Source organism: Citrobacter sp. FP75, from assembly GCF_018342065.1.
In the GTDB taxonomy this organism is placed as follows: domain Bacteria; phylum Pseudomonadota; class Gammaproteobacteria; order Enterobacterales; family Enterobacteriaceae; genus Citrobacter.
Window position 1 is genome coordinate 322,683 of sequence record NZ_JAFDOE010000004.1, and the last position, 23,178, is coordinate 345,860.

23 protein-coding genes are annotated in these 23,178 nt (G+C 48.5%); 12 read left to right on the top strand and 11 right to left on the bottom strand.

Annotation, left to right across the window (positions count from 1 at the left end; translation table 11 throughout):
* On the bottom strand, window positions 1–432 hold the full coding sequence (locus JQ822_RS16090) for a rhodanese-like domain-containing protein (protein WP_135323879.1): 432 nt from the start codon (window positions 430–432) through the stop codon (window positions 1–3).
* A gap of 246 nt (window positions 433–678) precedes the next feature.
* Here JQ822_RS16090 and gpmM point away from each other — a divergent pair, with 246 nt between their 5' ends.
* From gpmM to JQ822_RS16105, 3 genes are read left to right on the top strand one after another with little or no spacing between them, the layout of a single operon-like run.
* Window positions 679–2,223: a 2,3-bisphosphoglycerate-independent phosphoglycerate mutase gene (gene gpmM, locus JQ822_RS16095; RefSeq protein ID WP_213134306.1), complete on the top strand. Its 1,545-nt coding sequence runs from the start codon at window positions 679–681 to the stop codon at window positions 2,221–2,223.
* Between the two features lie 33 nt (window positions 2,224–2,256).
* A complete protein-coding gene (envC, locus tag JQ822_RS16100) occupies window positions 2,257–3,516 on the top strand; it encodes a murein hydrolase activator EnvC (protein ID WP_342344250.1) in 1,260 nt (419 codons plus the stop codon).
* Between the two features lie 3 nt (window positions 3,517–3,519).
* Complete coding sequence (locus tag JQ822_RS16105) at window positions 3,520–4,452, top strand: divergent polysaccharide deacetylase family protein (RefSeq protein ID WP_213134308.1); 933 nt, start codon at window positions 3,520–3,522, stop codon at window positions 4,450–4,452.
* Here JQ822_RS16105 and JQ822_RS16110 read toward each other — a convergent pair whose 3' ends face one another.
* From JQ822_RS16110 to kbl, 3 genes are all read right to left on the bottom strand, one after another.
* Entirely contained in the window at window positions 4,453–5,490 is a 1,038-nt protein-coding gene (locus tag JQ822_RS16110; protein ID WP_213134309.1) for a glycosyltransferase, read from the bottom strand.
* 193 nt (window positions 5,491–5,683) lie between these two features.
* Complete coding sequence (gene tdh, locus JQ822_RS16115; RefSeq protein WP_135323874.1) at window positions 5,684–6,709, bottom strand: L-threonine 3-dehydrogenase; 1,026 nt, start codon at window positions 6,707–6,709, stop codon at window positions 5,684–5,686.
* Between the two features lie 9 nt (window positions 6,710–6,718).
* Entirely contained in the window at window positions 6,719–7,915 is a 1,197-nt protein-coding gene (gene kbl, locus JQ822_RS16120) for a glycine C-acetyltransferase (RefSeq protein WP_213134310.1), read from the bottom strand.
* A 214-nt stretch (window positions 7,916–8,129) separates the two neighbouring features.
* On the opposite strand from kbl, the gene rfaD reads away from it, so the two are divergent.
* Genes rfaD through JQ822_RS16155 form a run of 7 tightly spaced genes read left to right on the top strand, consistent with a single transcriptional unit; the run spans window position 8,130 to window position 15,397 of the window.
* Window positions 8,130–9,062 carry an ADP-glyceromanno-heptose 6-epimerase gene (gene rfaD, locus JQ822_RS16125; protein WP_135323872.1) on the top strand — a complete coding sequence of 311 codons (933 nt, stop codon included), beginning with the start codon at window positions 8,130–8,132 and terminating at the stop codon, window positions 9,060–9,062.
* Window positions 9,063–9,070: 8 nt separating this feature from the next.
* A complete protein-coding gene (gene rfaF / locus JQ822_RS16130) occupies window positions 9,071–10,117 on the top strand; it encodes an ADP-heptose--LPS heptosyltransferase RfaF (protein ID WP_213134311.1) in 1,047 nt (348 codons plus the stop codon).
* Window positions 10,118–10,120: 3 nt separating this feature from the next.
* On the top strand, window positions 10,121–11,089 hold the full coding sequence (gene rfaC / locus JQ822_RS16135) for a lipopolysaccharide heptosyltransferase RfaC (protein ID WP_213134312.1): 969 nt from the start codon (window positions 10,121–10,123) through the stop codon (window positions 11,087–11,089).
* Between the two features lie 16 nt (window positions 11,090–11,105).
* Window positions 11,106–12,389 (top strand): O-antigen ligase family protein, encoded by a 1,284-nt coding sequence (locus tag JQ822_RS16140; protein ID WP_213134313.1) that lies wholly within the window; start codon window positions 11,106–11,108, stop codon window positions 12,387–12,389.
* Window positions 12,382–13,395 carry a glycosyltransferase family 2 protein gene (locus tag JQ822_RS16145; RefSeq protein WP_213134314.1) on the top strand — a complete coding sequence of 338 codons (1,014 nt, stop codon included), beginning with the start codon at window positions 12,382–12,384 and terminating at the stop codon, window positions 13,393–13,395. The genes JQ822_RS16140 and JQ822_RS16145 overlap by 8 nt, the downstream gene beginning before the upstream one ends.
* A 1-nt stretch (window position 13,396) precedes the next feature.
* Window positions 13,397–14,452: a lipopolysaccharide core heptosyltransferase RfaQ gene (gene rfaQ, locus JQ822_RS16150; protein WP_213134315.1), complete on the top strand. Its 1,056-nt coding sequence runs from the start codon at window positions 13,397–13,399 to the stop codon at window positions 14,450–14,452.
* Window positions 14,453–15,397, top strand: coding sequence for a glycosyltransferase family 8 protein (locus tag JQ822_RS16155; protein ID WP_213134316.1), 945 nt, complete (start codon window positions 14,453–14,455; stop codon window positions 15,395–15,397).
* Between the two features lie 26 nt (window positions 15,398–15,423).
* Here JQ822_RS16155 and JQ822_RS16160 read toward each other — a convergent pair whose 3' ends face one another.
* The 4 genes from JQ822_RS16160 to JQ822_RS16175 are packed head-to-tail and all read right to left on the bottom strand — an operon-like array spanning window position 15,424 to window position 19,428.
* A complete protein-coding gene (locus tag JQ822_RS16160) occupies window positions 15,424–16,416 on the bottom strand; it encodes a glycosyltransferase family 8 protein (protein ID WP_213134317.1) in 993 nt (330 codons plus the stop codon).
* Between the two features lie 47 nt (window positions 16,417–16,463).
* On the bottom strand, window positions 16,464–17,483 hold the full coding sequence (locus JQ822_RS16165; RefSeq protein ID WP_213134318.1) for a glycosyltransferase family 8 protein: 1,020 nt from the start codon (window positions 17,481–17,483) through the stop codon (window positions 16,464–16,466).
* Window positions 17,484–17,513: 30 nt separating this feature from the next.
* The gene (rfaP, locus tag JQ822_RS16170) at window positions 17,514–18,311 is read right to left on the bottom strand and encodes a lipopolysaccharide core heptose(I) kinase RfaP (RefSeq protein ID WP_213134319.1); all 798 of its coding nucleotides are present in this window, start codon (window positions 18,309–18,311) and stop codon (window positions 17,514–17,516) included.
* Window positions 18,304–19,428, bottom strand: coding sequence for a glycosyltransferase family 4 protein (locus tag JQ822_RS16175; RefSeq protein ID WP_213134320.1), 1,125 nt, complete (start codon window positions 19,426–19,428; stop codon window positions 18,304–18,306). The genes rfaP and JQ822_RS16175 overlap by 8 nt, the downstream gene beginning before the upstream one ends.
* A 422-nt stretch (window positions 19,429–19,850) precedes the next feature.
* On the opposite strand from JQ822_RS16175, the gene waaA reads away from it, so the two are divergent.
* On the top strand, window positions 19,851–21,128 hold the full coding sequence (waaA, locus tag JQ822_RS16180) for a lipid IV(A) 3-deoxy-D-manno-octulosonic acid transferase (protein WP_213134321.1): 1,278 nt from the start codon (window positions 19,851–19,853) through the stop codon (window positions 21,126–21,128).
* Between the two features lie 8 nt (window positions 21,129–21,136).
* Window positions 21,137–21,616, top strand: coding sequence for a pantetheine-phosphate adenylyltransferase (coaD, locus tag JQ822_RS16185; RefSeq protein ID WP_213134322.1), 480 nt, complete (start codon window positions 21,137–21,139; stop codon window positions 21,614–21,616).
* Between the two features lie 14 nt (window positions 21,617–21,630).
* On the opposite strand, the gene mutM is transcribed toward coaD, so the two are convergent.
* The 3 genes from mutM to rpmB all read right to left on the bottom strand — a co-directional run bounded on the left by mutM (window position 21,631) and on the right by rpmB (window position 22,963).
* Window positions 21,631–22,440 (bottom strand): bifunctional DNA-formamidopyrimidine glycosylase/DNA-(apurinic or apyrimidinic site) lyase, encoded by an 810-nt coding sequence (gene mutM / locus JQ822_RS16190; protein ID WP_213134323.1) that lies wholly within the window; start codon window positions 22,438–22,440, stop codon window positions 21,631–21,633.
* Window positions 22,441–22,538: 98 nt separating this feature from the next.
* On the bottom strand, window positions 22,539–22,706 hold the full coding sequence (rpmG, locus tag JQ822_RS16195) for a 50S ribosomal protein L33 (RefSeq protein WP_003024094.1): 168 nt from the start codon (window positions 22,704–22,706) through the stop codon (window positions 22,539–22,541).
* A 20-nt stretch (window positions 22,707–22,726) separates the two neighbouring features.
* On the bottom strand, window positions 22,727–22,963 hold the full coding sequence (gene rpmB, locus JQ822_RS16200) for a 50S ribosomal protein L28 (RefSeq protein WP_003024071.1): 237 nt from the start codon (window positions 22,961–22,963) through the stop codon (window positions 22,727–22,729).
* Between the last annotated feature and the right edge of the window lie 215 nt (window positions 22,964–23,178).

Consider the following 23,178-nt stretch of genomic DNA (forward strand, 5'->3'; position numbering starts at 1 on the left):
CTACTTACCACGTACCAGCGGTAGATTCTCACCGCTCCAGCCCGCTACGCCGTCTTTCAGTACGGATACCTGCTCAAAACCGGCTTTGATCAGCGCGGTTGCAGATTCCTGGCACTGCATGCCAGAACCATCAACCACAATAACCGGTTTGGCTTTGTGTTTTTCAAGCTCGCCGAAATTGTTGGCTTTGATTTCGCTCGGCAGCAGGTTAGTGGAACCGGCGATATGGCCTTTGCGGAAGTCATCGCGCTGACGTAAATCGACAATCACCGCATCTTCTTTATTGAGAAGACGTGTCGCTTCGCCGCGTGTAATCACCTTCACTTTCGAGGTCAGGCTTTTAAAGGTCGTAAATAATACAGCCGCCAGTAACGCAATCCAGGCGATACTCAAGACAGGGTGGCGACTAACAAATTGCATAATTTCTTGCATGGGGGGTAACAACTCCCGACTCAGTGATTAAAAAACCAGGAAAGGAGTATACCTGCGCGTTGGCGCAAATACAGCCAGAGCGTGCATTGGATTGCATTTTTGCGGGGCGCTACGGAAAAAAAAACGTAAAGTAGCGTCGTCCCCGGACCGCTCTGGCGCATTATTTGATCTTCTGGGGCTATTTTATCGATTCAGCTGTAGTAAAATTACGCAATTATTTCGTCTATTGAGTGTGAGGTTGTCGCAATGTCGGTTTCTAAAAAACCTATGGTACTGGTAATTCTTGATGGCTATGGCTATCGCGAAGACAGCCAGGATAACGCCATCTTTAATGCCAAAACCCCGGTGATGGATGCTCTGTGGGCAAAACGTCCGCATACCCTGATTGACGCGTCAGGTCTGGAAGTCGGTCTGCCTGACCGCCAGATGGGCAACTCCGAAGTGGGTCACGTCAACCTGGGCGCGGGCCGTATCGTGTATCAGGATCTAACCCGTCTGGATGTTGAAATTAAAGAACGTACTTTCTTCGCTAACCCGGTGCTGACCGACGCGGTCGACCAGGCAAAAAATAACGGAAAAGCCGTACACATCATGGGTCTGCTGTCTGCAGGCGGCGTACACAGCCACGAAGATCACATCATGGCGATGGTGGAGCTGGCAGCTGAACGTGGCGCAGAAAAAATCTATCTGCACGCCTTCCTCGATGGCCGTGACACCCCACCGCGCAGCGCTGAAAAGTCTCTGCAAAGATTCGAAGAAAAATTTGCCGCTCTGGGCAAAGGCCGCGTCGCGTCCATCATTGGTCGTTACTACGCAATGGACCGCGACAACCGTTGGGACCGCGTTGAACAAGCGTATGACCTGATGACGCTGGCGAAGGGCGAGTTCCAGTTCGCTACGGCTGTTGAAGGTCTGCAGGCTGCTTATGCTCGCGACGAAAACGACGAATTCGTGAAAGCGACCGTGATCCGTGCTGAAGGCCAGGCTGAAGCCGCCATGGAAGACGGCGATACGCTGATTTTCATGAACTTCCGTGCTGACCGTGCGCGTGAAATCACCCGTGCATTCGTGAACGTTGACTTCGACGGCTTCGCACGTAAAAAAGTCGTTAACCTCAACTTTATTCAGTTGACCGAATACGCCGCCGACATCAAAGCCCCATGCGCTTACCCACCAGCCTCTCTGGCTAATACCCTTGGTGAGTGGATGGCGAAGCACGACAAAACTCAGCTGCGTATTTCCGAAACTGAAAAATATGCCCACGTAACCTTCTTCTTTAACGGTGGCGTAGAAGAGCCGTTCAAGGGCGAAGATCGTATCCTGATCAACTCTCCGAAAGTGGCCACCTACGATCTGCAGCCAGAAATGAGCTCCGCAGAGCTGACCGAGAAGCTGGTTGCCGCGATTGAAAGCGGGAAATACGACACCATCATCTGTAACTACCCGAACGGCGACATGGTCGGTCATACCGGGGTGATGGATGCCGCGGTTAAAGCGGTTGAAGCGCTGGATCACTGCGTTGAACAAGTAGCCAAGGCGGTTGAGTCCGTTGGCGGCCAGTTACTGATCACCGCAGACCACGGTAACGCAGAGCAAATGCGCGATCCGTCTACTGGTCAGGCACATACCGCACATACCAACCTGCCGGTTCCGCTGATTTATGTCGGTGGCAAAAACGTCAAAGCAGTAGATGGCGGTAAACTTTCCGATATCGCCCCCACCATGCTGACGCTGATGGGTATGGAAATCCCGCAAGAGATGACTGGTAAGCCGCTGTTCATCGTGGAATAATCCCTCCCCATGAGGGGAAAGGCGATTAATACCATCATATGGGCCGTAAAACCGCGCAGGTTTTCAGTCAGGCCCTTGTTATACGCCAGCGTGATTAGCGCTGGCGTATTGTTGTGCGCCTTTTCCGCCCACGCGGACGAACGCGATCAGCTCAAATCTATTCAGGCCGATATCGCGGCAAAAGAACGCGCGGTACGCCAGCAACAACAACAACGCTCTACCCTCCTCGCCCAGCTTAAAGCTCAGGAACAGGCCATCGCCGTTGCTGCGCGCCAACTGCGCGAAACGCAAAATTCACTGGCGCAGCTGAATGCGCAAATTGCCGAAATGAACGCCGCCCTCGCGAAGCTGGAAAAACAGCGAGCAGCGCAAGAACGCAGCCTGGCCGCCCAGTTGGACGCCGCGTTTCGTCAGGGTGAACATACCGGCATTCAGTTAATCCTCAGCGGTGAAGAGAGCCAGCGCGGGCAGCGCCTGCAGGCCTATTTTGGCTACCTCAACCAGGCGCGGCAGGAAACCATCGCCCAGTTGAAACAAACCCGCGAAGAGGTCGACTCGCAAAAAGCCGAGCTGGAAGATAAGCAGACCGAACAACAAACTCTGCTGTACGAACAGCGCGCTCAGCAGGCTAAACTGGAGCAGGCGCGTAATGAACGCCAGAAAACGCTCTCAGGTCTGGAGTCATCGATTCAGCAAGGCCAGCAACAGCTAAGCGAACTGCGCGCCAACGAATCCCGTTTGCGCAGCAGTCTTGCACGGGCTGAAGCCGCCGCCAAAGCACGCGCTGAACGTGAAGCCCGCGAAGCACAGGCGGTGCGCGATAAGCAAAAAGATGCGTCACGCAAGGGTTCAACCTACAAGCCGACCGAAAACGAAAAATCCCTGATGTCGCGTACCGGGGGGCTGGGTTCACCGCGCGGTCAGGCATTCTGGCCCGTCCGTGGCCCAACGCTGCATCGCTATGGCGAACAGCTGCAAGGTGAGCTACGTTGGAAAGGGATGGTTATTGGCGCTTCTGAAGGCACAGAAGTGAAAGCCATTGCCGATGGTCGCGTGATTCTGGCTGACTGGCTGCAGGGTTATGGTCTGGTGGTCGTGGTTGAGCACGGTAAAGGCGATATGAGCCTGTACGGCTATAACCAAAGCGCGCTGGTCAGCGTGGGTACGCAGGTGCGTGCCGGACAACCGATCGCCCTGGTAGGTAGCAGTGGCGGTCAGGGCAGACCCGCACTCTATTTCGAAATTCGTCGCCAGGGTCAGGCGGTCAATCCACAGCCGTGGTTGGGAAGATAAGTTTTGCCTCAGTTTCGCCGCATCATATTCTCACTCGCCAGCCTGCTGGCATTCGCTCCCTCTGTTTTTGCCGGCAAGCTTGCCATCGTGATCGACGATTTCGGTTATCGTCCGCACAACGAAAATCAGGTCCTGACGATGCCTGCAGCGATCTCGGTTGCCGTTCTGCCCAATGCGCCACATGCGCGGGAGATGGCGACCAAAGCGCATAACAGCGGGCATGAAGTGTTAATCCATCTGCCGATGGCGCCGCTGAGCAAACAGCCGCTGGAGAAAGATACCCTGCGCCCGGAAATGAGCAGCGACGAGATTGAGCGCATTATTCGCGACGCAGTGAGTAAAGTGCCGTACGCCGTCGGGCTGAATAACCATATGGGCAGCGCGATGACCTCGAATCTGTTTGGCATGCAGAAAGTGATGCAGGCGCTGGAGCGTTACGATCTTTACTTCCTGGACAGCATGACCATCGGCAACAGTCAGGCCATGCGCGCTGCATCAGGAACCGGCGTGAAGGTCATCAAACGCAAAGTCTTCCTCGACGACACGCAAAATGAAGCGGACATTCGCCGTCAGTTTAACCGCGCAGTCGAGCTTGCACGCCGCAACGGTTCCGCTATCGCCATTGGGCATCCTCATCCTTCGACGGTACGCGTATTACAGCAGATGGTTTATAACCTGCCCGCCGACATTACGCTGGTTCGTCCAGGCAGTCTGCTGAATGAACCGCAGGTGGATACCTCCACGCCTAATCTGACGCCGCCCAAAAACGGTACACCTGATGCGCCGCGTAATCCTTTCCGCGGTGTGAAGCTGTGCAAACCGAAGGAACCATTAGATCCGGTCTACGCCAACCGATTCTTCAGCGTGCTCGGTGAGAGCATCACCCAAAGCACGCTGGTGCAATATATGCGCCTACAGTGGCAGGGCTGGCAGTAATCAGTCTTTAAGATCCAGCGTTAAATGAGCAAGGCGGCGTGGCGTCAGTGATTTGTCGCGCCACTGGTTAAAGCGGATGGCCCACAACAGCACCTGGTAACCCAGCTTAACGCTACAAATATTGCTCACCATACGCTTGAACATACCCGATACGAAAACCTCGGCAATCATGCGCTGGCGAATCTTTTCGTCTGGCTCTTTACGTATGCAGTGACAAACGCGCAGCGCTTCGTAAATCACCTGCTGCTTGAACTCCGGGTAAATGGGAATGCGCCCGGCGTAATCATGATTCATCTTATCCAGCAGACGGGTAATTTTGATGTAGTGGCGCTGGTAGGCCAGGTTCTTCTCTCCGGTACGCGGCAGACGACTAACGGACGCGCCGTGCAGGAAGTATTTGTACAGCGGGACTTCCGTGTAACGCGCGCGTTTGGCGTTAAACATAAACTCCGTCGTCCAGATAATATCCTGGTGGTGCAGGCCAGACAGAAAGGTCAGTCCGGCGTCGCGAATGGTCTGATGACGATATACACCCATCCAGACAACGTGCCGCCAGCGGCGACTGGCTAACGCTTTGCGTAACCAGTCTGGTCCGGTCATTACGCCAGTAGAACGAATTCGATCGACAGGAATGGACGCCCAGGTATGGCCCGTTTCCGCAATACACCAATCGGCGTTGCACTGCGCAACGTCCAGATTGTCTTTCAACGCCATATTCATCAGCGTTTCATACATTTCCGGGTAGGCAATATCATCGCCATCGACGTAGGCAATGTACTCACCCCTGGCAACTTCCATTCCGGTATTGCGCGCTGCGGAAACACCCCCATTGCGCTGGTGCAGTAGATGGACATGCGGATAACGATCCGCATAAGCCTGAGCGAGCTCCGCTGAGTTATCCGTAGAACCATCATTGACAATGATGATCTCGAGATTTTTCCAGGTTTGCGCAATCAGCGAATCCATACACGCAATGAACGGCTCACCCGTGTTGTAAAGCGGCATAATGACGCTCAGGAGGCCAGGGGTATAGGTCATATAGAATCCTGCCAGACAGTATAATTAACGGCAATTTTTAGCATATTAAGCGATAGAAGATCAGAGAAAATTGTTCATATCTTTGACCTAAAATGCGCCAAACAAGTAGGATCGCGTAAGCAAAAAAATCCCCGGATATTTAACGATAATAAACATCCGGGGACAACACACAGAACCCATTAATCAGAAACGGTTAATCCCAGCTCAGGATCACTTTCCCTGACTGACCTGAACGCATAGCGTCAAAGCCCTGCTGGAACTCATCGATGGAGAACCGATGGGTGATGATCGGCGACAAATCCAGGCCAGACTGGATCAGTGCAGCCATTTTGTACCAGGTTTCAAACATCTCACGACCGTAGATACCTTTAATAAACAGCCCTTTAAAGATAACTTTCGTCCAGTCGACGGACATGTCTGACGGTGGAATACCTAACATAGCAATGCGACCACCGTGGTTCATGGTGTCCAGCATGGCACGGAACGCGGGCGGCGCACCGGACATCTCCAGACCCACATCAAACCCTTCGGTCATGCCCAGTTCAGCCATCACGTCGGTCAGATTCTCTTTCGATACGTTGACCGCGCGGGTGATGCCCATTTTGCGCGCCAGCTCAAGGCGATACTCATTAACGTCAGTAATCACCACATGGCGTGCACCAACGTGCTTCGCGACCGCAGCCGCCATAATCCCGATAGGGCCCGCACCGGAAACCAGCACGTCTTCACCCACCAGATCGAACGACAGCGCCGTATGCACCGCATTACCGAACGGATCGAAGATTGAGGCTAAATCATCGGAAATATTGTCCGGGATCTTGAACGCATTAAACGCCGGGATCACCAGGTATTGTGCAAAGCAGCCCGGACGGTTTACGCCAACACCGGTCGTATTGCGACACAGGTGAGTGCGGCCGCCGCGGCAGTTGCGGCAATGCCCGCAGGTGATATGACCTTCACCAGAAACGCGATCGCCGATTTTAAAGCCTTTAACTTCCTGGCCGATGCCAACAACTTCGCCGACATATTCATGCCCAACGACCATCGGTACCGGGATGGTTTTTTGCGACCACTCATCCCAGTTATAAATGTGAACGTCAGTCCCGCAGATGGCTGTTTTACGGATTTTAATCAGCAAATCGTTATGACCGACTTCCGGTTCAGGAACGTCGGTCATCCAAATGCCCTCTTCCGCTTTCAGTTTGGATAACGCTTTCATTTCACATCCTCAGGCAATAACGCCCAGTTGTTTACCTATGCGTGTGAACGCGTCAACGGCACGCGTGATCTGCTCAGGGGTATGCGCCGCAGACATCTGGGTACGAATACGCGCCTGACCTTTTGGAACCACCGGATAGAAGAACCCGGTAACGTAAATTCCTTCTTTTTGCAGCTCGCGGGCAAAGTCCTGCGCGATCACCGCATCACCCAACATCACCGGGATAATCGCGTGATCGGCACCGGCCAGCGTAAAGCCAGCGGCAGACATTTGTTCACGGAACTGGCGTGCGTTCGCCCACAGGCGGTCACGCAGCTCAGCCCCGGACTCCACCATCTCCAGCACCTTAATGGACGCAGCGACAATCGCCGGAGCCAGTGAGTTGGAGAACAGGTACGGACGAGAACGCTGGCGCAGCCACTCAACCACTTCTTTACGCGCTGCGGTATAACCACCGGACGCGCCGCCCAACGCTTTACCCAGCGTACCAGTAATGATGTCTACACGGCCCATCACTTCACAGTATTCATGGGAACCACGACCGTTTTCGCCAACAAAGCCGACCGCGTGGGAATCATCAACCATCACCAGGGCATCATATTTATCCGCCAGGTCACAGACGCCTTTCAGGTTGGCGATCACGCCGTCCATCGAGAACACGCCGTCGGTGGCAATCAACACGTGACGAGCTCCCGCTTCACGCGCTTCTTTCAGGCGCGCTTCCAGTTCCTGCATATCGTTGTTGGCATAACGGAAACGCTTCGCTTTACACAGACGAACGCCGTCGATGATAGAGGCGTGGTTCAGGGCGTCGGAGATAATCGCGTCTTCTGCACCCAGCAGCGTTTCGAACAAGCCGCCGTTGGCATCAAAGCAGGAAGAGTAAAGGATGGCATCTTCCATACCGAGGAACGCCGCCAGTTTTTGCTCCAGTTGCTTATGGCTGTCCTGGGTGCCGCAAATAAAACGCACCGAAGCCATACCAAACCCGTGAGAATCCATGCCCGCTTTTGCCGCCGCGATCAGTTCTGGATGGTTAGCCAGTCCCAGATAGTTGTTCGCACAAAAGTTAATAACGTGGCTTCCGTCTGCCACAGTGATATCCGCCTGCTGCGCAGACGTAATAATGCGCTCTTCTTTAAACAACCCTTCCGCACGTGCGGTTTCCAGATCGTTCGTTAACTGCTTGTAAAAATTCCCACGCATTGCAATTCTCCAGACTGGGCAAATTTCAGCACATATTACCCAAAGCTATACGTTGATACGAGATGACGCATCACCACTTCTTCAAAATGAAGCATAAATCACGTGTACCCGCACGGCTTATCGGTGAATGGCTGAAGCCTGAGCCATGTAGTGATATGATAGAAGTATTCGTGTCTGAGATTGTCTCTGACTCCATAATTCGAAGGTTACATTTATGATCATCGTTACCGGCGGCGCGGGTTTTATCGGCAGCAACATCGTTAAGGCCCTGAATGATAAAGGCATCACCGATATTCTGGTGGTAGACAACCTGAAAGACGGCACCAAGTTTGTCAACCTGGTGGATCTGAATATTGCTGACTACATGGACAAGGAAGACTTCCTGATCCAGATTATGGCCGGTGAAGAATTCGGCGATATCGAGGCGATTTTCCACGAAGGCGCATGCTCTTCCACCACCGAGTGGGATGGCAAGTATATGATGGACAATAACTATCAATACTCCAAAGAGCTGTTGCACTACTGTCTGGAGCGAGAAATTCCGTTCCTGTACGCTTCTTCTGCAGCCACTTACGGCGGTCGTACTTCTGACTTCATCGAATCCCGTGAATATGAGAAACCGCTGAACGTTTATGGCTACTCGAAATTCCTGTTCGACGAATACGTCCGCCAGATCATGCCTGAAGCTAATTCACAGATTGTTGGCTTCCGCTATTTCAACGTCTACGGACCACGTGAAGGCCATAAAGGCAGCATGGCGAGCGTTGCTTTCCATCTCAACACCCAGCTCAACAATGGTGAGACACCGAAACTGTTTGAAGGCAGTGAAAACTTCAAACGCGATTTCGTTTATGTTGGCGATGTCGCTGCGGTAAACCTGTGGTTCCTGGAAAATGGGGTTTCCGGCATCTTCAACCTCGGTACTGGTCGTGCGGAATCCTTCCAGGCCGTTGCCGATGCGACGCTGGCGTATCACAAAAAAGGCAGCATTGAGTACATTCCGTTCCCGGAAAAGCTGAAAGGCCGCTATCAGGCGTTTACTCAGGCAGATCTGACAAACCTGCGCGCAGCGGGCTATGACAAGCCGTTTAAAACCGTTGCTGAAGGCGTAACGGAATATATGGCCTGGCTGAACCGCGACGCGTAAGAAGAAACATGAAAATACTGGTGATCGGCCCGTCCTGGGTGGGCGACATGATGATGTCGCAAAGTCTCTATCGCACGCTCAAGGCGCGCTATCCCCAGGCGATAATTGACGTGATGGCACCAGCATGGTGTCGTCCGCTGCTGTCGCGTATGCCGGAAGTGAATGAAGCCATCCCGATGCCGCTGGGACACGGCGCGCTGGAGATTGGCGAACGCCGTAAGCTTGGCCACAGCCTGCGGGAAAAGCGTTATGACCGCGCCTATGTGCTGCCTAACTCTTTTAAATCTGCGCTGGTGCCGTTCTTTGCGGGCATTCCCCATCGTACCGGCTGGCGTGGCGAAATGCGCTACGGTCTACTCAATGATGCTCGCGTGCTGAATAAAGAAGCCTGGCCGCTGATGGTCGAGCGCTACGTGGCACTGGCCTACGATAAAGGCGTGATGCTTTCTGCGAAAGATTTACCGCAGCCGCTGTTATGGCCACAACTGCAGGTTAGTGAGGGGGAAAAGTCACTCACCTGCAGTCAGTTCTCGCTCTCAGATGAACGTCCGATTATCGGTTTTTGTCCTGGAGCGGAATTTGGTCCGGCGAAACGCTGGCCGCATTATCACTATGCGGAGCTGGCAAAACAGCTGATCGACGAAGGTCATCAGATTGTACTGTTTGGCTCAGCGAAAGATCATGAAGCCGGTAATGAAATTCTGGCTACGCTAAACACCGAACAGCAGGCATGGTGCTGCAACCTGGCGGGCGAAACGCAGCTGGATCAGGCCGTTATTCTTCTTGCCGCCTGCAAAGCGGTGGTCACCAATGATTCTGGATTGATGCACGTTGCCGCAGCGTTGAATCGACCTCTGGTAGCCTTGTATGGACCAAGTAGCCCGGACTTTACCCCGCCACTTTCCCACAAGGCGCGCGTGATTCGCCTGATTACGGGCTATCACAAAGTGCGTAAGGGCGATGCGGCGCAGGGGTATCACCAGAGCCTGATTGACATCACACCTCAGCGCGTACTGGAAGAACTCAACAACCTGTTGTTACAAGAGGAAGCCTGACGGATGCGGGTTCTGATCGTTAAAACGTCGTCAATGGGCGATGTACTGCATACGTTGCCCGCGCTCACCGATGCGCAGCTGGCGATTCCGGATATTCAGTTTGACTGGGTGGTGGAAGAAGGGTTTGCTCAGATCCCCTCCTGGCATCCGACGGTTAATCGGGTGCTCCCGGTGGCGATTCGCCGCTGGCGTAAAGCCTGGTTTTCAGCACTGATTAAAGCCGAGCGTAAAGCCTTTCGTGATGCGGTTCGTTCACAGCAGTATGACGTGGTAATTGATGCGCAGGGTCTGGTAAAAAGCGCGGCGTTAGTTACGCGTCTGGCACGTGGCATCAAGCATGGTATGGACTGGAGCACGGCCCGCGAGCCGCTGGCAAGCCTGTTTTATAATCGCAAGCATCACATCGCTAAACAGCAGCATGCCGTTGAGCGCACGCGGGAGCTATTCGCGAAAAGCCTGGGATATGCCAAACCGCAGTCGCAGGGTGATTATGCTATCGCTCAGCATTTTCTACATGAACATAATGCCGATGCAGGACAGTATGCCGTGTTTCTGCACGCCACTACGCGTGATGATAAACACTGGCCAGAAGCCAACTGGCGGGAGCTGATTGGCCTGTTAAATAATGCGGGCATACGTATTAAACTGCCCTGGGGGGCCGCCCATGAAGAAGCGCGTGCCAAAAGGTTGGCAGAGGGCTTTCCCTACGTCGATGTTCTGCCACGGATGAGCCTGGAAGAGGTTGCCGGTGTGCTGGCGGGGGCAAAATTTGTTGTGTCGGTTGACACAGGGCTCAGTCATTTAACTGCCGCACTGGATCGCCCCAATATTACGTTGTATGGTCCAACGGACCCTGGGTTGATTGGTGGGTATGGGAAGAATCAATACGCACAGCAGAGTCGTTCCGGGAAGTTGCAGGATCTGGATGCCAGCACCATCAACGCATTATTGCTTGATAATAATTTGCTTTAACTTTAAGAGATGAACCATGCTTCGCCAAAACATGTTTTCTCGCTTTATCGATAATACAAAAAATAATCCATATGATTTTATATATCAGTTATTTTATGCGGGACTCCTTGCCACCCTTGCAATGGTACTCGTCAATCCAGATGAAGCGCTGAAGGTATTTATTGCATGTGCAGCCCTGTCTCTGCCGCTGATTGGCAAAAATATAAAGCATGTGTGCAGTGACAAACAAAACCTGGTTTTGCCTTTTATGTTGCTGCTCTTCGGTTTACTTCAGATTATTTGGGTAGACATATTTAAACAACCCGGCACTACCTTTACAGGCGCCTACCGTTCGTATCAGAACGGTGGCAAAGTCATGATTTTTGCCGCGCTGGTTATGACCGCGTTAACTTCTCGGGCCCCCTGCGCAACCAAAATTCGTCTCACCAGCATCTGGGTGATTCTCACGGCGATTGGCCTGTATCTTTTCGCAGGCTATCAGCTTGCCGGGGCGCCGGACCCTTTGGCCTACCGTGTTGCACTCGGTTTTGAGCGTCAAACCGGCACGGCCTACGCCCTGACATTTATCGCCTTGCTGGCATCTCAGTCCATCATTAACCTGCGTCTAAAGCACACTGTTTCGCTCTACCTGTTACATTTTTTGATATCGCTGGCGGTCATCATCACCACGCAAACTCGGGCAGCTATTCTGGTTTATCCGATACTGAGCATCGGATTATTTTTTATACACTATCGTCATAATCGCACCATGTTATTAAGAGCGCTTCTGGCCTTCGTGATACTGGTAGGGATTGCCGCGATTCCCTTAAAATCAGTGATTGAAAATCGTTACCAGAATTCGATGGCCGATCTGCATTCTTATAGCCAGGACAATAATAATACCTCTATTGGCGCGCGACTGGCGATGCAACGAGCTGGCATTGAAACGGGGAAAGAACATTACTGGGGGCAGTCGCTTGAGTTACGGGGCGCTAAAATCCAGCAACTTGCTGTGCAAGACACCTCGCTGCAAGTGGTGCTTGAGTTCATAAACGTCCATCTACATAACGAAATCGTTGATACATTTTCTCTGAAAGGCCTCCCGGGGGTTATTGTGCTACTCTTGCTCTATAGTGCTATGTTTTTAAGAGCTTATTGGCAACGTAGTCCTCTGTTGTTCGTCATCTCAGGCGCTATTGCTATCTATGGCTTGAGTGATTTATTGCTATATGCCAAAGGTGAAGCCCTGAGCTGCGTGCTGGCGTTATGTGTAGCAGCGATGCTGACATCGAATCCAACGAGAGAACAATGCCATGATTAACGCTTCAGGTTATTTGCTGAGCATTATTATACCTGCATACAACAATGCTGAATTTATCACAGCAACGTTGACGTCTATACATCAGAGTATCACCGACGATGTAGAGATAATAATTGTTAATGATGGTTCAACAGATTTAACTGAAGAATGCATTAATACGTTTTATCGTAATAAAAACTGCAATAACATTAAGTATATAAGTCAAAAAAATCAAGGTGTTGCAATCACTCGCAACGTTGGACTTGCCCATGCAACAGGAAAGTATATTGGTTTTGTCGACAGTGACGACATTGTCTGCCCGAATTATTTCTCAATTCTCCTCCCGAAGCTCAGGGATGAAAAATATGATATTGTCGAATTTAACTTAACCCGGGATATGAACAACCTGTATCAGGGTATCCCTGATATGAGCAGCACCATCACTCAGCACGAAATCACTATAGCAGATGATAACTATAGCCCATTGTTGCCAACATTTCGTGCCGGTCAGTGGCATTTAATGACGAAGATTTTTCATCGTGATGTGATCGGTGATGAGAGATTTGAAGAGCATCGTCGCTATGAAGATGTCATTTTTTGTCCGTTTCAATATTTCAAATGCCATAAGATCTTAAAGATTGAAAATAAACTCTATTACTATCGGGTAAATAACAACAGCATTACCGAGAACATTATTGATAGTGATGCCGATAGTATTTTCTTTGCCATGCGAAAAATGTGCCATTATATCAATGAAAATAGCGCAAAGCGTACTGTTGCTACGTTAATGATTGTCAATTGTTTTTTGGAAGGACGCAAACTTTTACGCAAGAAAAAAGGATATTATCGCTATAATGACAGTATGCTAAATGATATTCAAAACGCCTTAGCATGTAGCGATACGAGAATGATCAAGAAAAAAGTTATCTATAAAATGAAATACCCGCACATCGACCGTTATATTTCTGAGTTACGCTATAAAATAGTAACTGCCTGCAAGGATTTATTCCTTCGAAAGGGATTTTAACATGTTTGATAAAATCAACAGAGTTCTTATTTGCAAGCTAAAATTTTATGGCGACGTATTGTTAATCACCCCGGTCATTGCCAGCATTCAGGCCCGCTATCCAAATGCTAAAATTGATCTGCTTCTTTATAAAGATACTAAAGCAATCTTAGCAGCCAATAAAGGCATCAATAATTTTTATCTCATTGAGAAAAAGAAGGGTCTGCTGGCAACTGCAAAAAATTACATGTCAGTACGCCAACAACTGAAAAAAAATCACTATGACCTTATCGTTAATTTAACAGAGCAATGGCCAATTGGTGCACTTGTAGCTTCCTTACATCGTCCTTCCATTGCATTTGAACGTGATAAAAAACTGTGGAACAACCTTTTCTCACGGGTTACACCGTTTACGGGTACACATATTGTTGAGCAAAACCTATCCATTTTAAAAGGCATCGATTTTGACGATACAGAACTAAAGAAAGAAATGTCGCTTTGTTATCGTCATGAAGACTATCAGCATTTAATTTCCCAATTGCCCGCACTACCTTCGCAAAAATATGTTGTTATTCAACCGACTGCGAGACAAGCGTTTAAATGCTGGGATGATGATAAATTCGCACATGTCATAGACCACCTGCATCAACGGGGTCTGCATGTTTATCTTACCTGTGGACCCGCATCAGGTGAGCTACGGCAGGTGAAACGCATCGCTGAACTGTGTCAGGCTTCTCCTGACCTGACTCTGGCAGGTAAAACCACCTTTCTGCAGCTAGCTGCGTTAATTGACCACGCAGTGTTGTATGTTGGCGTCGATTCTGCACCTATGCATATGGCCGCGGCATTAGGAACACCACAGGTCTGTCTGTTTGGTGCCACCAATTACCAACAATGGAAGCCATGGTCAGATAAAGCCGTGTTGATCTGGGCTGGTGATTACCATTCAATGCCTTCCAGGAACGAACTCGACAGATCTAAAAAATACCTGACATGGATACCAGAACAAGCCGTAATTGACGCTATCGATACGGTGCTTCATGATAGTGACACTGACAAAGGTAATGAGAAAGCATAAATGGACAGCCAGAATAACGTTATTAATATTGCTTACTGTACAGATGCCAATTATCTGGAATATGTAGCTGTATCCATTATGTCCGTCATAATGAACAACCCGGTGCAGCCCCTGTCTTTTTTCGTTTTTGTTTATGACGTCACTGACGAAGAAATCAATAAACTGCGTTCAACCAGCGATAAAATTCAGGTTTTCAATATCGATAAGGAAGAGATTGAAAAGTATAACAATGACTTTGCAATCAAACACCTGAACCGTTCAACCTATATGCGTCTGGCCGTACCACGTTTACTTAAAGATAAAGTAGAGCATTTTATCTATTTAGATGCTGACACCCTGTGTTTTGATAAGCTCAATGATATTAACCGCATTGATATCGCCGACGTCATTTGTGCAGTCAGCCATGATTCACTCGATATTCATGATACTAAAAATGCAAGACGTTTAGGTCTCAGTACTAATCATTATTTCAATGCCGGTTTCTTGTATATAAATATTGAAAATTGGATCAAGTACGATATTGAAAATAAAGCAAACACAGTATTATTTGAACAAGGTAAATCCTTACCTTATTTTGATCAAGATGCCCTGAATATTGCAATGGATGGCAACGTTATATTTATCGATAACCGATGGAATTTTTTGTTTAACTGGTTTAACGATCAGCAAAAAGAGACCTTCTTCTACCAAAAAGATATCCTGCCGCGCATTATCCATTTCACCGGAGGAAGGAAGCCCTGGTATAAAGAACATATCGGGCTTTCGCAGCAACTTTATCTTTTCTACCATCATTTCACGCCATGGCGAAACACAGAAATGCGTTCTTATGCTCCACGTATGAGGCCTACTGATTATCGGGTGTACTCGCGCCAGGAAGCCAAAAAGGGGAATTATTGCGCTTCTATCAGATGGTATGTGAAATACCTGAAAACAAAACTGCGTTAATAAAAAACTCCCTAACGGGAGTTTTTTTACTTACTTTTTAACTTTTCCAGTAAATAACCAATATAGCTAATCACTGAGGCACAATACTTTCCTTGCAATCTTTCATGCCGAGATTTCTTTTTATACTGCTTCGGCGTCCTGGCAGGTAACAACGGAACATCCGCCCAAGGAGAAGCTTTCCACGCCTCAACAAAGTACTGGGCAGAAGGATAGTTAGCCCAGGAATTCCATGGCTTTGTTACGCCAACATAATGTATAAGAATAGTGTCGTGCGTGATAAAATCTTTATATTGCGAAATATCCTTGCTCTTTAGCTCTTGTTTAATACCATAAATAGCGTTAAATTTTCTCGGTAAAAATATAACCTTCTTCAAGAAAAGAATATTTAGAACATCCTGATCAGGGAAAGATAGCTTATTGTTCTTATCCAATAAAATGTCAAAAGCTGCGTTGATAAAATTCTTTTCTTTCCATTTTTTCAGATTTGCATAAATAACACCAGAATTGAAATACTCACTATTTTCCTTAATATTTCTGGCAGGACTATCATCAACGTCTGTTACTACTGCAGCAACATGCTCACTAAGATTTATTTGAGTCAACTCAAAGAGTGACCCTTTACACATCACATCTGCATCAATGTATAAAAGTGAGTCTATTTTTTCACCAAGATATTCAAAAGCAATAAATCTAAAATACATTGCATGTGACCAGGCATGGCCACTTGGCAATACTTTTAGGCCATCGGAGTCCATCACATAAATTGAGATATTAGTAGAGAACTGCTCTGCTAATCTGGCGACCTTTTGTTGATAGTCATCATCGACATAATCAGTAAAAAGGTGAAAATGTATATTTAATTCTTTATTATGCAACAGTACAGATGTCATCGAAATCGCAGCACCAAACATAAAGTTCTTATCCACCCCCCAGGCAATATTGAGTTGTGGTTTTTGTTCAGTTGGTGCTTGATTAAAATCAAGTATCTTTTTTATAGACTGATGACAATCAAATTTCATTCGCTACACCTATTTAATTTCATTATAAAAAACTGCTATTTTTAATCTCAGTGTAATTTAGAACTGTGTAACTTATTTTTTATATACATAACATGACTCAAAACTGAACGAATATACTTCCGTTGCACTTTTTCATGTCGTGATTTACGTTTATATAGTTTCGCAGTGTTTGCATTCAGTAAATCTTTTTCCGCCCATGCTGACTTTTTATACGCATCAATAAAAAATTTAGCAACTGGGTACTTCGCCCATGTATGCCATGGTTTTGTTACGCCGACATAGTGTATTAATACTGTATCATCGGTAATATAATCCTGATAAATTTTATCATTCTTATTTTTCAGCTCCTGATCCACACCGTATATACAGTTAAAATCTCTTCTCAGGAAAATGACATTCCCCACGAATAATATATTTAAAACATCTTGATCGAAATAAAGGAGTTCCTTTTGGCGCTCTTCTAATATTGAAAAAGCCTTGGTCAGCAGCTGTTGCTCGCGCCAAACTTCGAGGTTCGCAAACACCACACCAGAGTTAAAGTATCCATTACTCAGTTCAGGAATACCGAGCCTGTTACCGGATTTGATACGAACTTCATCGATATCATTGATGACAGCGGCATATTCTCCACAGAAATTAACCTCGGTAAACTCTCGTAGAGAACCTTTACAAATAACATCGGCATCAAGATACAGTACGGAGCTTAATTCTGCGCTTAAATACTCAAATGCAAAATAACGGTAGTACATTGCATAAGTCCATGCTTTGGTACTCGGCAGTTCGCGAAATGCCGTATTCTCAAACACAAGAATAGTCACTGTTGTGCTGTACATTTGGGTCAATCGTTTTACGCTTTCCAGATAGTCATCATCTATATAGTCTGTTGCTATATAGAAATGAACATCAATATCAGGATTATTCACCAATACCGAGGTCATCGAGATACCAGAACCAAATAAAAAATTACGATCGACGCCATACGCAATATTTAATTTTCTTTTATTTTCATGCGTAGAGCTGCCAATCACGTGCTTTTGAATAATTACTTTCTGGAAATCAATGTTCATAATAAAATGGCCTCAAAATTCATATATATTCTATAGCGCTTTTCTTATTGTTCTGTGCTTTATTTTTTGCGCTTTCGTGACAGCTTGTTCAAACAACTTAACTTCCTGACGGATGATTTCGCGTAGTGGCATTGCGAAATAAACACGTAAGAACCGATAGATATCTCTCGATGTCAGCCCGATTTCAAGTGATGAAAAATAGAGCCCAATCAAATCTTTATCTCGCCAACGGCGCGGTACATGTTGACGTATTTGCGCACGATGCAGATCGATCACCGAGAGTTTGATATCCGCAATATCCGCTGGCATCGGTTGTTGGAGTAGGAAATGACAGATATAGCAATCCCGATGATTCACTCCACCGCGATGCATTTTACCCACCATTTCTGCCAGACGGGTAATAATGGTCCGTTTTAATACAAAATCAGGACGTTCCACATCCCAATTTGCGCAAAAATCTTCGAGGCTGATTGCCGGGGAAAGATCTTCCGTGATGATAAATGATGTGCGCTCTAATGGATTAAGCCCTTTCTGGCCAAATGCCACGCCGGTCATGGTATCGACATTCAGCGCTTTCAAACGGTGAATCGCTAACCATTCCCGGTCAGCACCAAGTACGGGCATGCGTAAAGAAATCAGGTTTTTCACGACTTCTTTTAGCGTGGTTCCATGATGATACTTAAGAAAATATCCTTTACCCATCATTTCAAAACGCAGAGTACGTCGCGTTTCCAACGCGCGAAAGACCTCACCATCTAATTTAGTGACTTCTGTGAACGGGTCTTTTCCCTGCCACTGCGTGGCAAATGGCTCTTTTAATTCAATCATTCTCAAAACCTAAAATGATATCTGCAGCCCTGTCAGCCAGGCTGTAGAGATCTTCTGTATCAGCAAAATGCTGCGCATTGCCGGCCCAGCGGCTTCTCTGTTCATTGCTTTGCAACGCATCCAAAAGTGCTGTGTTCAAATTATTCTGCTCAAACGGTTCAGGAATAACCACGCCGCATTGGGCTGCATTAATATAGTCAGCATACCCGCATACCTCAGTGGTTAACACCGGCAATCCTGCCACCACAGCCTCTAGCAATACAATGCCAGCAGCTTCCTGGACGGCAGGGTGTAGCAATAAATCGGCAGCAGACATCAACTCAGCAATATCGTCTCGACCAGAGAAGAACTGTACGTGTTTCTCAATACCGAGTTGGCGAGCCTGAGCACGATAACGATCGGCTTTATCCTGACCAACCACCATCAACCGCGTACGCTGGCGTAGGGGTTCAGGTAAAGATGCCAGCGCCTGCAACGTTCTCGGCACACCTTTACGTTTGAAATCTGAGCCCACTTGCAGAAGAAAGAATTGATCCAGGCCAATATCATTTTTTTCCCTGACAATCTGCCTGCTGTTTTCAGGCTGCTGACTGTACTTTCGGTCAGGGTAAATACCCGGTGGTAAAATGCGAAAACGTGGCTCTTCTGTATGATAATGATGTTTAAAATCGCCAATTTGTTTATTGGTTAACATCAGTAAGGTGGTGTGCGAACCTTGCTGAAATACCGCCTTTTCAAAAGAGGCATAATGCCGATACCGTCGCGTCAGCTTGTAAAAAAAACCTTTTTCACGGGCAACTTTTTCGGCATAACAGACGTCAGCGGCATAATACACATCCAGTCCAGGCATTTTATTAAAGCCAACTACGCGATCAACAGGATGTTGGCTCAAATACCGTTGGACCCATTGATGATATTGCTCATTTTTCCCATGGTTGGTTCTGGATGTAACGGGAACGAGTATAATTTCAAGGTCTTCAGGGCGCTCACCCTGCCATTGCTGGGTGAAGACCTGAACATGATGCCCACGTGCAGCAACCGTCTGCGCAACCCGCAGAAAATCACGCTGCAATCCACCATAAGGAAAATACTTGTACAAACAAAAAGCAATGATCATGCATTAATATCCGCATCGCGTCGCCAGGCATACCAGGCTGATACATAAGGGTGCTGTAATCCTTGATCGCGCTACTCAAAGATTACTCCACATGCTTCGAAGCGTTGATGGCTGCCAGCTACCAGAAATTGCGCAGTAGTATATCATTGATTATCACTCAATCCGAACTGAATATTTTTTGAACAAAAAATTAAATTAAACATAAAAAACAATAAGATAATGTCAATCCATTTTCAACGAAACAGTCGTATCGCACGAGAGGTTAAGTCTTAAAATTAAACGTAAGTAGTTTTTTGAAAAGACCACTCACTAAAGCAATGCCTTGCCAACACAAGCGTTTTGATACGACCTGGATAAAAATGATGGTAAAGCCACAGTTAAATACATAGAATCCCCAGCACATCCCTAAGTCAGCTACTATTATGCTCGAATTGCTTTACACCGCCCTTTTCTACCTTATTCAGCCCTTGATCTGGATACGGCTTTGGGTGCGCGGGCGTAAGGCTCCGGCCTACCGTAAACGCTGGGGTGAACGCTACGGTTTTTACCGCCGTCCGCTGAAACCAGGCGGCATCATGCTTCATTCTGTTTCCGTGGGCGAAACGCTGGCGGCGATCCCTTTGGTCCGTGCCCTGCGGCATCGTTACCCTGACTTACCAATCACAGTTACCACCATGACGCCAACGGGCTCAGAGCGCGTCCAGTCTGCGTTTGGCGCTGACGTTCAGCACGTCTATTTACCTTACGATTTACCTGATGCGCTCAACCGTTTCCTGAATAAAGTTGACCCCAAGCTGGTGTTAATCATGGAAACCGAGCTATGGCCAAATCTCATTGCTGCGCTACACAAACGCCATATCCCCCTGGTTATCGCCAACGCCCGTCTTTCAGCCCGCTCGGCCGCTGGCTACGCGAAACTGGGTAAATTTGTTGGCAGATTGCTACGTCGCATTACGCTTATTGCTGCACAAAATGAAGAAGATGGCGCACGCTTTATTACGCTTGGCGCAAAAAGCAATCAGGTAACCGTCACCGGCAGTCTGAAATTTGATATTTCCGTTACCCCGCAGCTGGCCGCTAAAGCGATCACGCTACGTCGTCAGTGGGCGCCACATCGCCCGGTATGGATTGCCACCAGTACACACGACGGCGAAGAAAGCATTATCATCGCCGCGCATCAGGCATTATTAAATCAGTTCCCGAATCTGTTACTGATTCTGGTTCCCAGACATCCTGAACGTTTTCCGGATGCCATTAACCTCGTACATCAGGCTGGGCTAAGCTATACCACACGGTCTTCGGGAGAAGTCCCGTCTGCAGGTACCCAGGTGGTTATCGGCGATACGATGGGTGAGCTGATGCTGCTATATGGAATTGCTGACCTGGCTTTCGTCGGGGGTTCACTGGTTGAACGTGGGGGTCATAACCCATTAGAAGCTGCGGCGCATGCCATTCCTGTGCTGATGGGGCCGCATACTTTTAATTTTAAAGATATTTGCGCCCGGCTGGAGCAGGCAAGTGGGCTGATCACCGTTACCGACGCCACCACGTTGGTGAAAGAGATCTCGTCGTTGCTGACCGATTCAGATTATCGTAATTTCTATGGTCGTCATGCGGTCGAAGTACTGTATCAAAACCAGGGCGCGCTACAGCGTCTGCTGCAGCTGCTGGAACCTTACCTGCCACACAAAACGCATTGAGGGTTGTCATGCAAAAACGGGCGATTTATCCAGGAACCTTCGATCCCATCACTAACGGTCACATTGATATCGTGACACGCGCCACGCAAATGTTCGATCACGTTATCCTGGCTATTGCTGCAAGTCCCAGCAAAAAACCGCTGTTCACGCTTGAAGAACGCGTTGCGCTGGCGCAGCAGTCAACGGCACATCTCGGCAATGTGGAAGTCCTGGGATTTAGCGATTTAATGGCAAATTTTGCCCGCGATAAGCAGGCAAACGTTCTGATTCGTGGCCTACGTGCAGTGGCGGATTTTGAGTATGAAATGCAGCTGGCGCATATGAATCGCCACCTGATGCCGCAGCTGGAAAGCGTCTTTTTGATGCCGTCCAAAGAGTGGTCATTTATCTCATCATCGCTGGTTAAAGAAGTCGCCCGCCACCAGGGAGATGTGACCCACTTCTTACCGGCAAACGTTCATCAGGCGTTAATGGACAAACTAAAGTAAACGCGTTATCTGCCCTATTTCTGACAGCGGCGACAATAGAACGTCGTGCGCTGGGCGTGCTTAGTCGCAACGATTGGCGCGCCGCATGCGCGGCAAGGCTCGCCTTCTCGCCCATAGACCTGTAACTCTTGTGCAAAATAGCCCGGCTTGCCGTCACTTTGCAGAAAATCCTTCAGCGTTGTCCCGCCCTGCTCAATTGAGCGCAGTAAAACGGCCTTGATGACGCGCACTAACAATTCACACTCAGATGCTGACAACGACGATGCCAGACGGTCAGGGTGGATGCCAGCCGCAAACAGCGACTCGCTGGCATAGATGTTACCCACGCCCACCACCAGTTTGTTGTCCATCAGCCAGGGTTTAATCGCCGTTTTCTTCTTCGCGCATTTCTGCTGGAGATAACGGGCGTTGAAATCGTCGCTCAACGGCTCCGGGCCAAGATGCGCGAGAACGTTGTGTCCTGCCAGTTCTTTGGTCCATAGCCAGGCGCCAAAACGCCGCGGATCGGTGTAGCGCAGAACTTTGCCATTGCTCATCACCAAATCCACATGGTCATGCTTTTCCGCCGGACGTTCTTCAGGAAGGATACGCAAACTGCCCGACATGCCCAGGTGAATGATAATCCAGCCATCTGCCAGCTCTAACAGCAGATATTTCGCGCGGCGCTGTACGCTAAGCACAGGCTTATCACTAAGACGATAGATTTCTTCTGATACCGGCCAGCGCAGACGACCATTACGCACAATGGCGTGCAGGATCGTCGCTCCAACAAGATGCGGCTCAATACCACGGCGACTGGTTTCGACTTCAGGTAATTCAGGCATAGCATCTCCGGCGGTGTATCAGATCTCAATAATATGGGGACGGCCAGAAAACAAAAAACCCCGCCGAGGCAGGGTTTTTCTTTACATCAAAGCGGAAATTATTTGATTTTCGCTTCTTTGTATAAAACGTGCTGACGGACAACTGGATCGAATTTTTTCAGTTCCAGTTTTTCCGGCTTAGTACGCTTGTTCTTCGTGGTGGTGTAGAAGTGACCAGTACCAGCAGAAGAAACCAGCTTGATTTTCTCACGAATACCTTTAGCCATGATTTATTTCCTCTTAGTACTTAGTACTTTTCGCCACGGGCACGCAGTTCAGACAGAACTGTTTCGATGCCTTTCTTATCAATTACACGCATACCTTTAGCAGATACACGCAGGGTGACAAAACGCTTCTCGCTCTCAACCCAAAAACGGTGAGAGTGCAGATTAGGCAGGAAACGGCGTTTAGTCGCGTTCAGTGCGTGGGAACGGTTGTTACCGGTCACCGGACGCTTGCCAGTAACTTGGCAGACTCGGGACATGTCTATTCTCCAAAAATCAAATTAGCTCGAGCTTCGTATGGGGTATCGGCGCCTCGTCAGGCTTTACAGCCCGGTCATCGCATAGTTCTAAGTGAACTCTCGATTGCCAGGCCCAAATGCCAAACCCGAGATTCTCAAAGGTGGCGTAGTATACGCTGAGTCAGCGATGTGCTCAAGTCCCGAACAGACAAAGATCCCGATGGATCGCGTAAAGT

Coding starts and splice junctions, on each gene's coding strand:
- JQ822_RS16155 (WP_213134316.1), top strand. CDS start 14,453: ATGGACAGCCAGAATAACGTTATTAATATTGCTTACTGTACAGATGCC.
- coaD (WP_213134322.1), top strand. CDS start 21,137: ATGCAAAAACGGGCGATTTATCCAGGAACCTTCGATCCCATCACTAAC.
- JQ822_RS16140 (WP_213134313.1), top strand. CDS start 11,106: ATGCTTCGCCAAAACATGTTTTCTCGCTTTATCGATAATACAAAAAAT.
- waaA (WP_213134321.1), top strand. CDS start 19,851: ATGCTCGAATTGCTTTACACCGCCCTTTTCTACCTTATTCAGCCCTTG.
- mutM (WP_213134323.1), bottom strand. CDS start 22,440: ATGCCTGAATTACCTGAAGTCGAAACCAGTCGCCGTGGTATTGAGCCG.
- rfaQ (WP_213134315.1), top strand. CDS start 13,397: ATGTTTGATAAAATCAACAGAGTTCTTATTTGCAAGCTAAAATTTTAT.
- JQ822_RS16165 (WP_213134318.1), bottom strand. CDS start 17,483: ATGAACATTGATTTCCAGAAAGTAATTATTCAAAAGCACGTGATTGGC.
- rpmG (WP_003024094.1), bottom strand. CDS start 22,706: ATGGCTAAAGGTATTCGTGAGAAAATCAAGCTGGTTTCTTCTGCTGGT.
- gpmM (WP_213134306.1), top strand. CDS start 679: ATGTCGGTTTCTAAAAAACCTATGGTACTGGTAATTCTTGATGGCTAT.
- rfaP (WP_213134319.1), bottom strand. CDS start 18,311: ATGATTGAATTAAAAGAGCCATTTGCCACGCAGTGGCAGGGAAAAGAC.
- JQ822_RS16175 (WP_213134320.1), bottom strand. CDS start 19,428: ATGATCATTGCTTTTTGTTTGTACAAGTATTTTCCTTATGGTGGATTG.
- rfaF (WP_213134311.1), top strand. CDS start 9,071: ATGAAAATACTGGTGATCGGCCCGTCCTGGGTGGGCGACATGATGATG.
- rfaD (WP_135323872.1), top strand. CDS start 8,130: ATGATCATCGTTACCGGCGGCGCGGGTTTTATCGGCAGCAACATCGTT.
- JQ822_RS16110 (WP_213134309.1), bottom strand. CDS start 5,490: ATGACCTATACCCCTGGCCTCCTGAGCGTCATTATGCCGCTTTACAAC.
- JQ822_RS16145 (WP_213134314.1), top strand. CDS start 12,382: ATGATTAACGCTTCAGGTTATTTGCTGAGCATTATTATACCTGCATAC.
- rpmB (WP_003024071.1), bottom strand. CDS start 22,963: ATGTCCCGAGTCTGCCAAGTTACTGGCAAGCGTCCGGTGACCGGTAAC.
- JQ822_RS16160 (WP_213134317.1), bottom strand. CDS start 16,416: ATGAAATTTGATTGTCATCAGTCTATAAAAAAGATACTTGATTTTAAT.
- rfaC (WP_213134312.1), top strand. CDS start 10,121: ATGCGGGTTCTGATCGTTAAAACGTCGTCAATGGGCGATGTACTGCAT.
- kbl (WP_213134310.1), bottom strand. CDS start 7,915: ATGCGTGGGAATTTTTACAAGCAGTTAACGAACGATCTGGAAACCGCA.
- JQ822_RS16090 (WP_135323879.1), bottom strand. CDS start 432: ATGCAAGAAATTATGCAATTTGTTAGTCGCCACCCTGTCTTGAGTATC.
- tdh (WP_135323874.1), bottom strand. CDS start 6,709: ATGAAAGCGTTATCCAAACTGAAAGCGGAAGAGGGCATTTGGATGACC.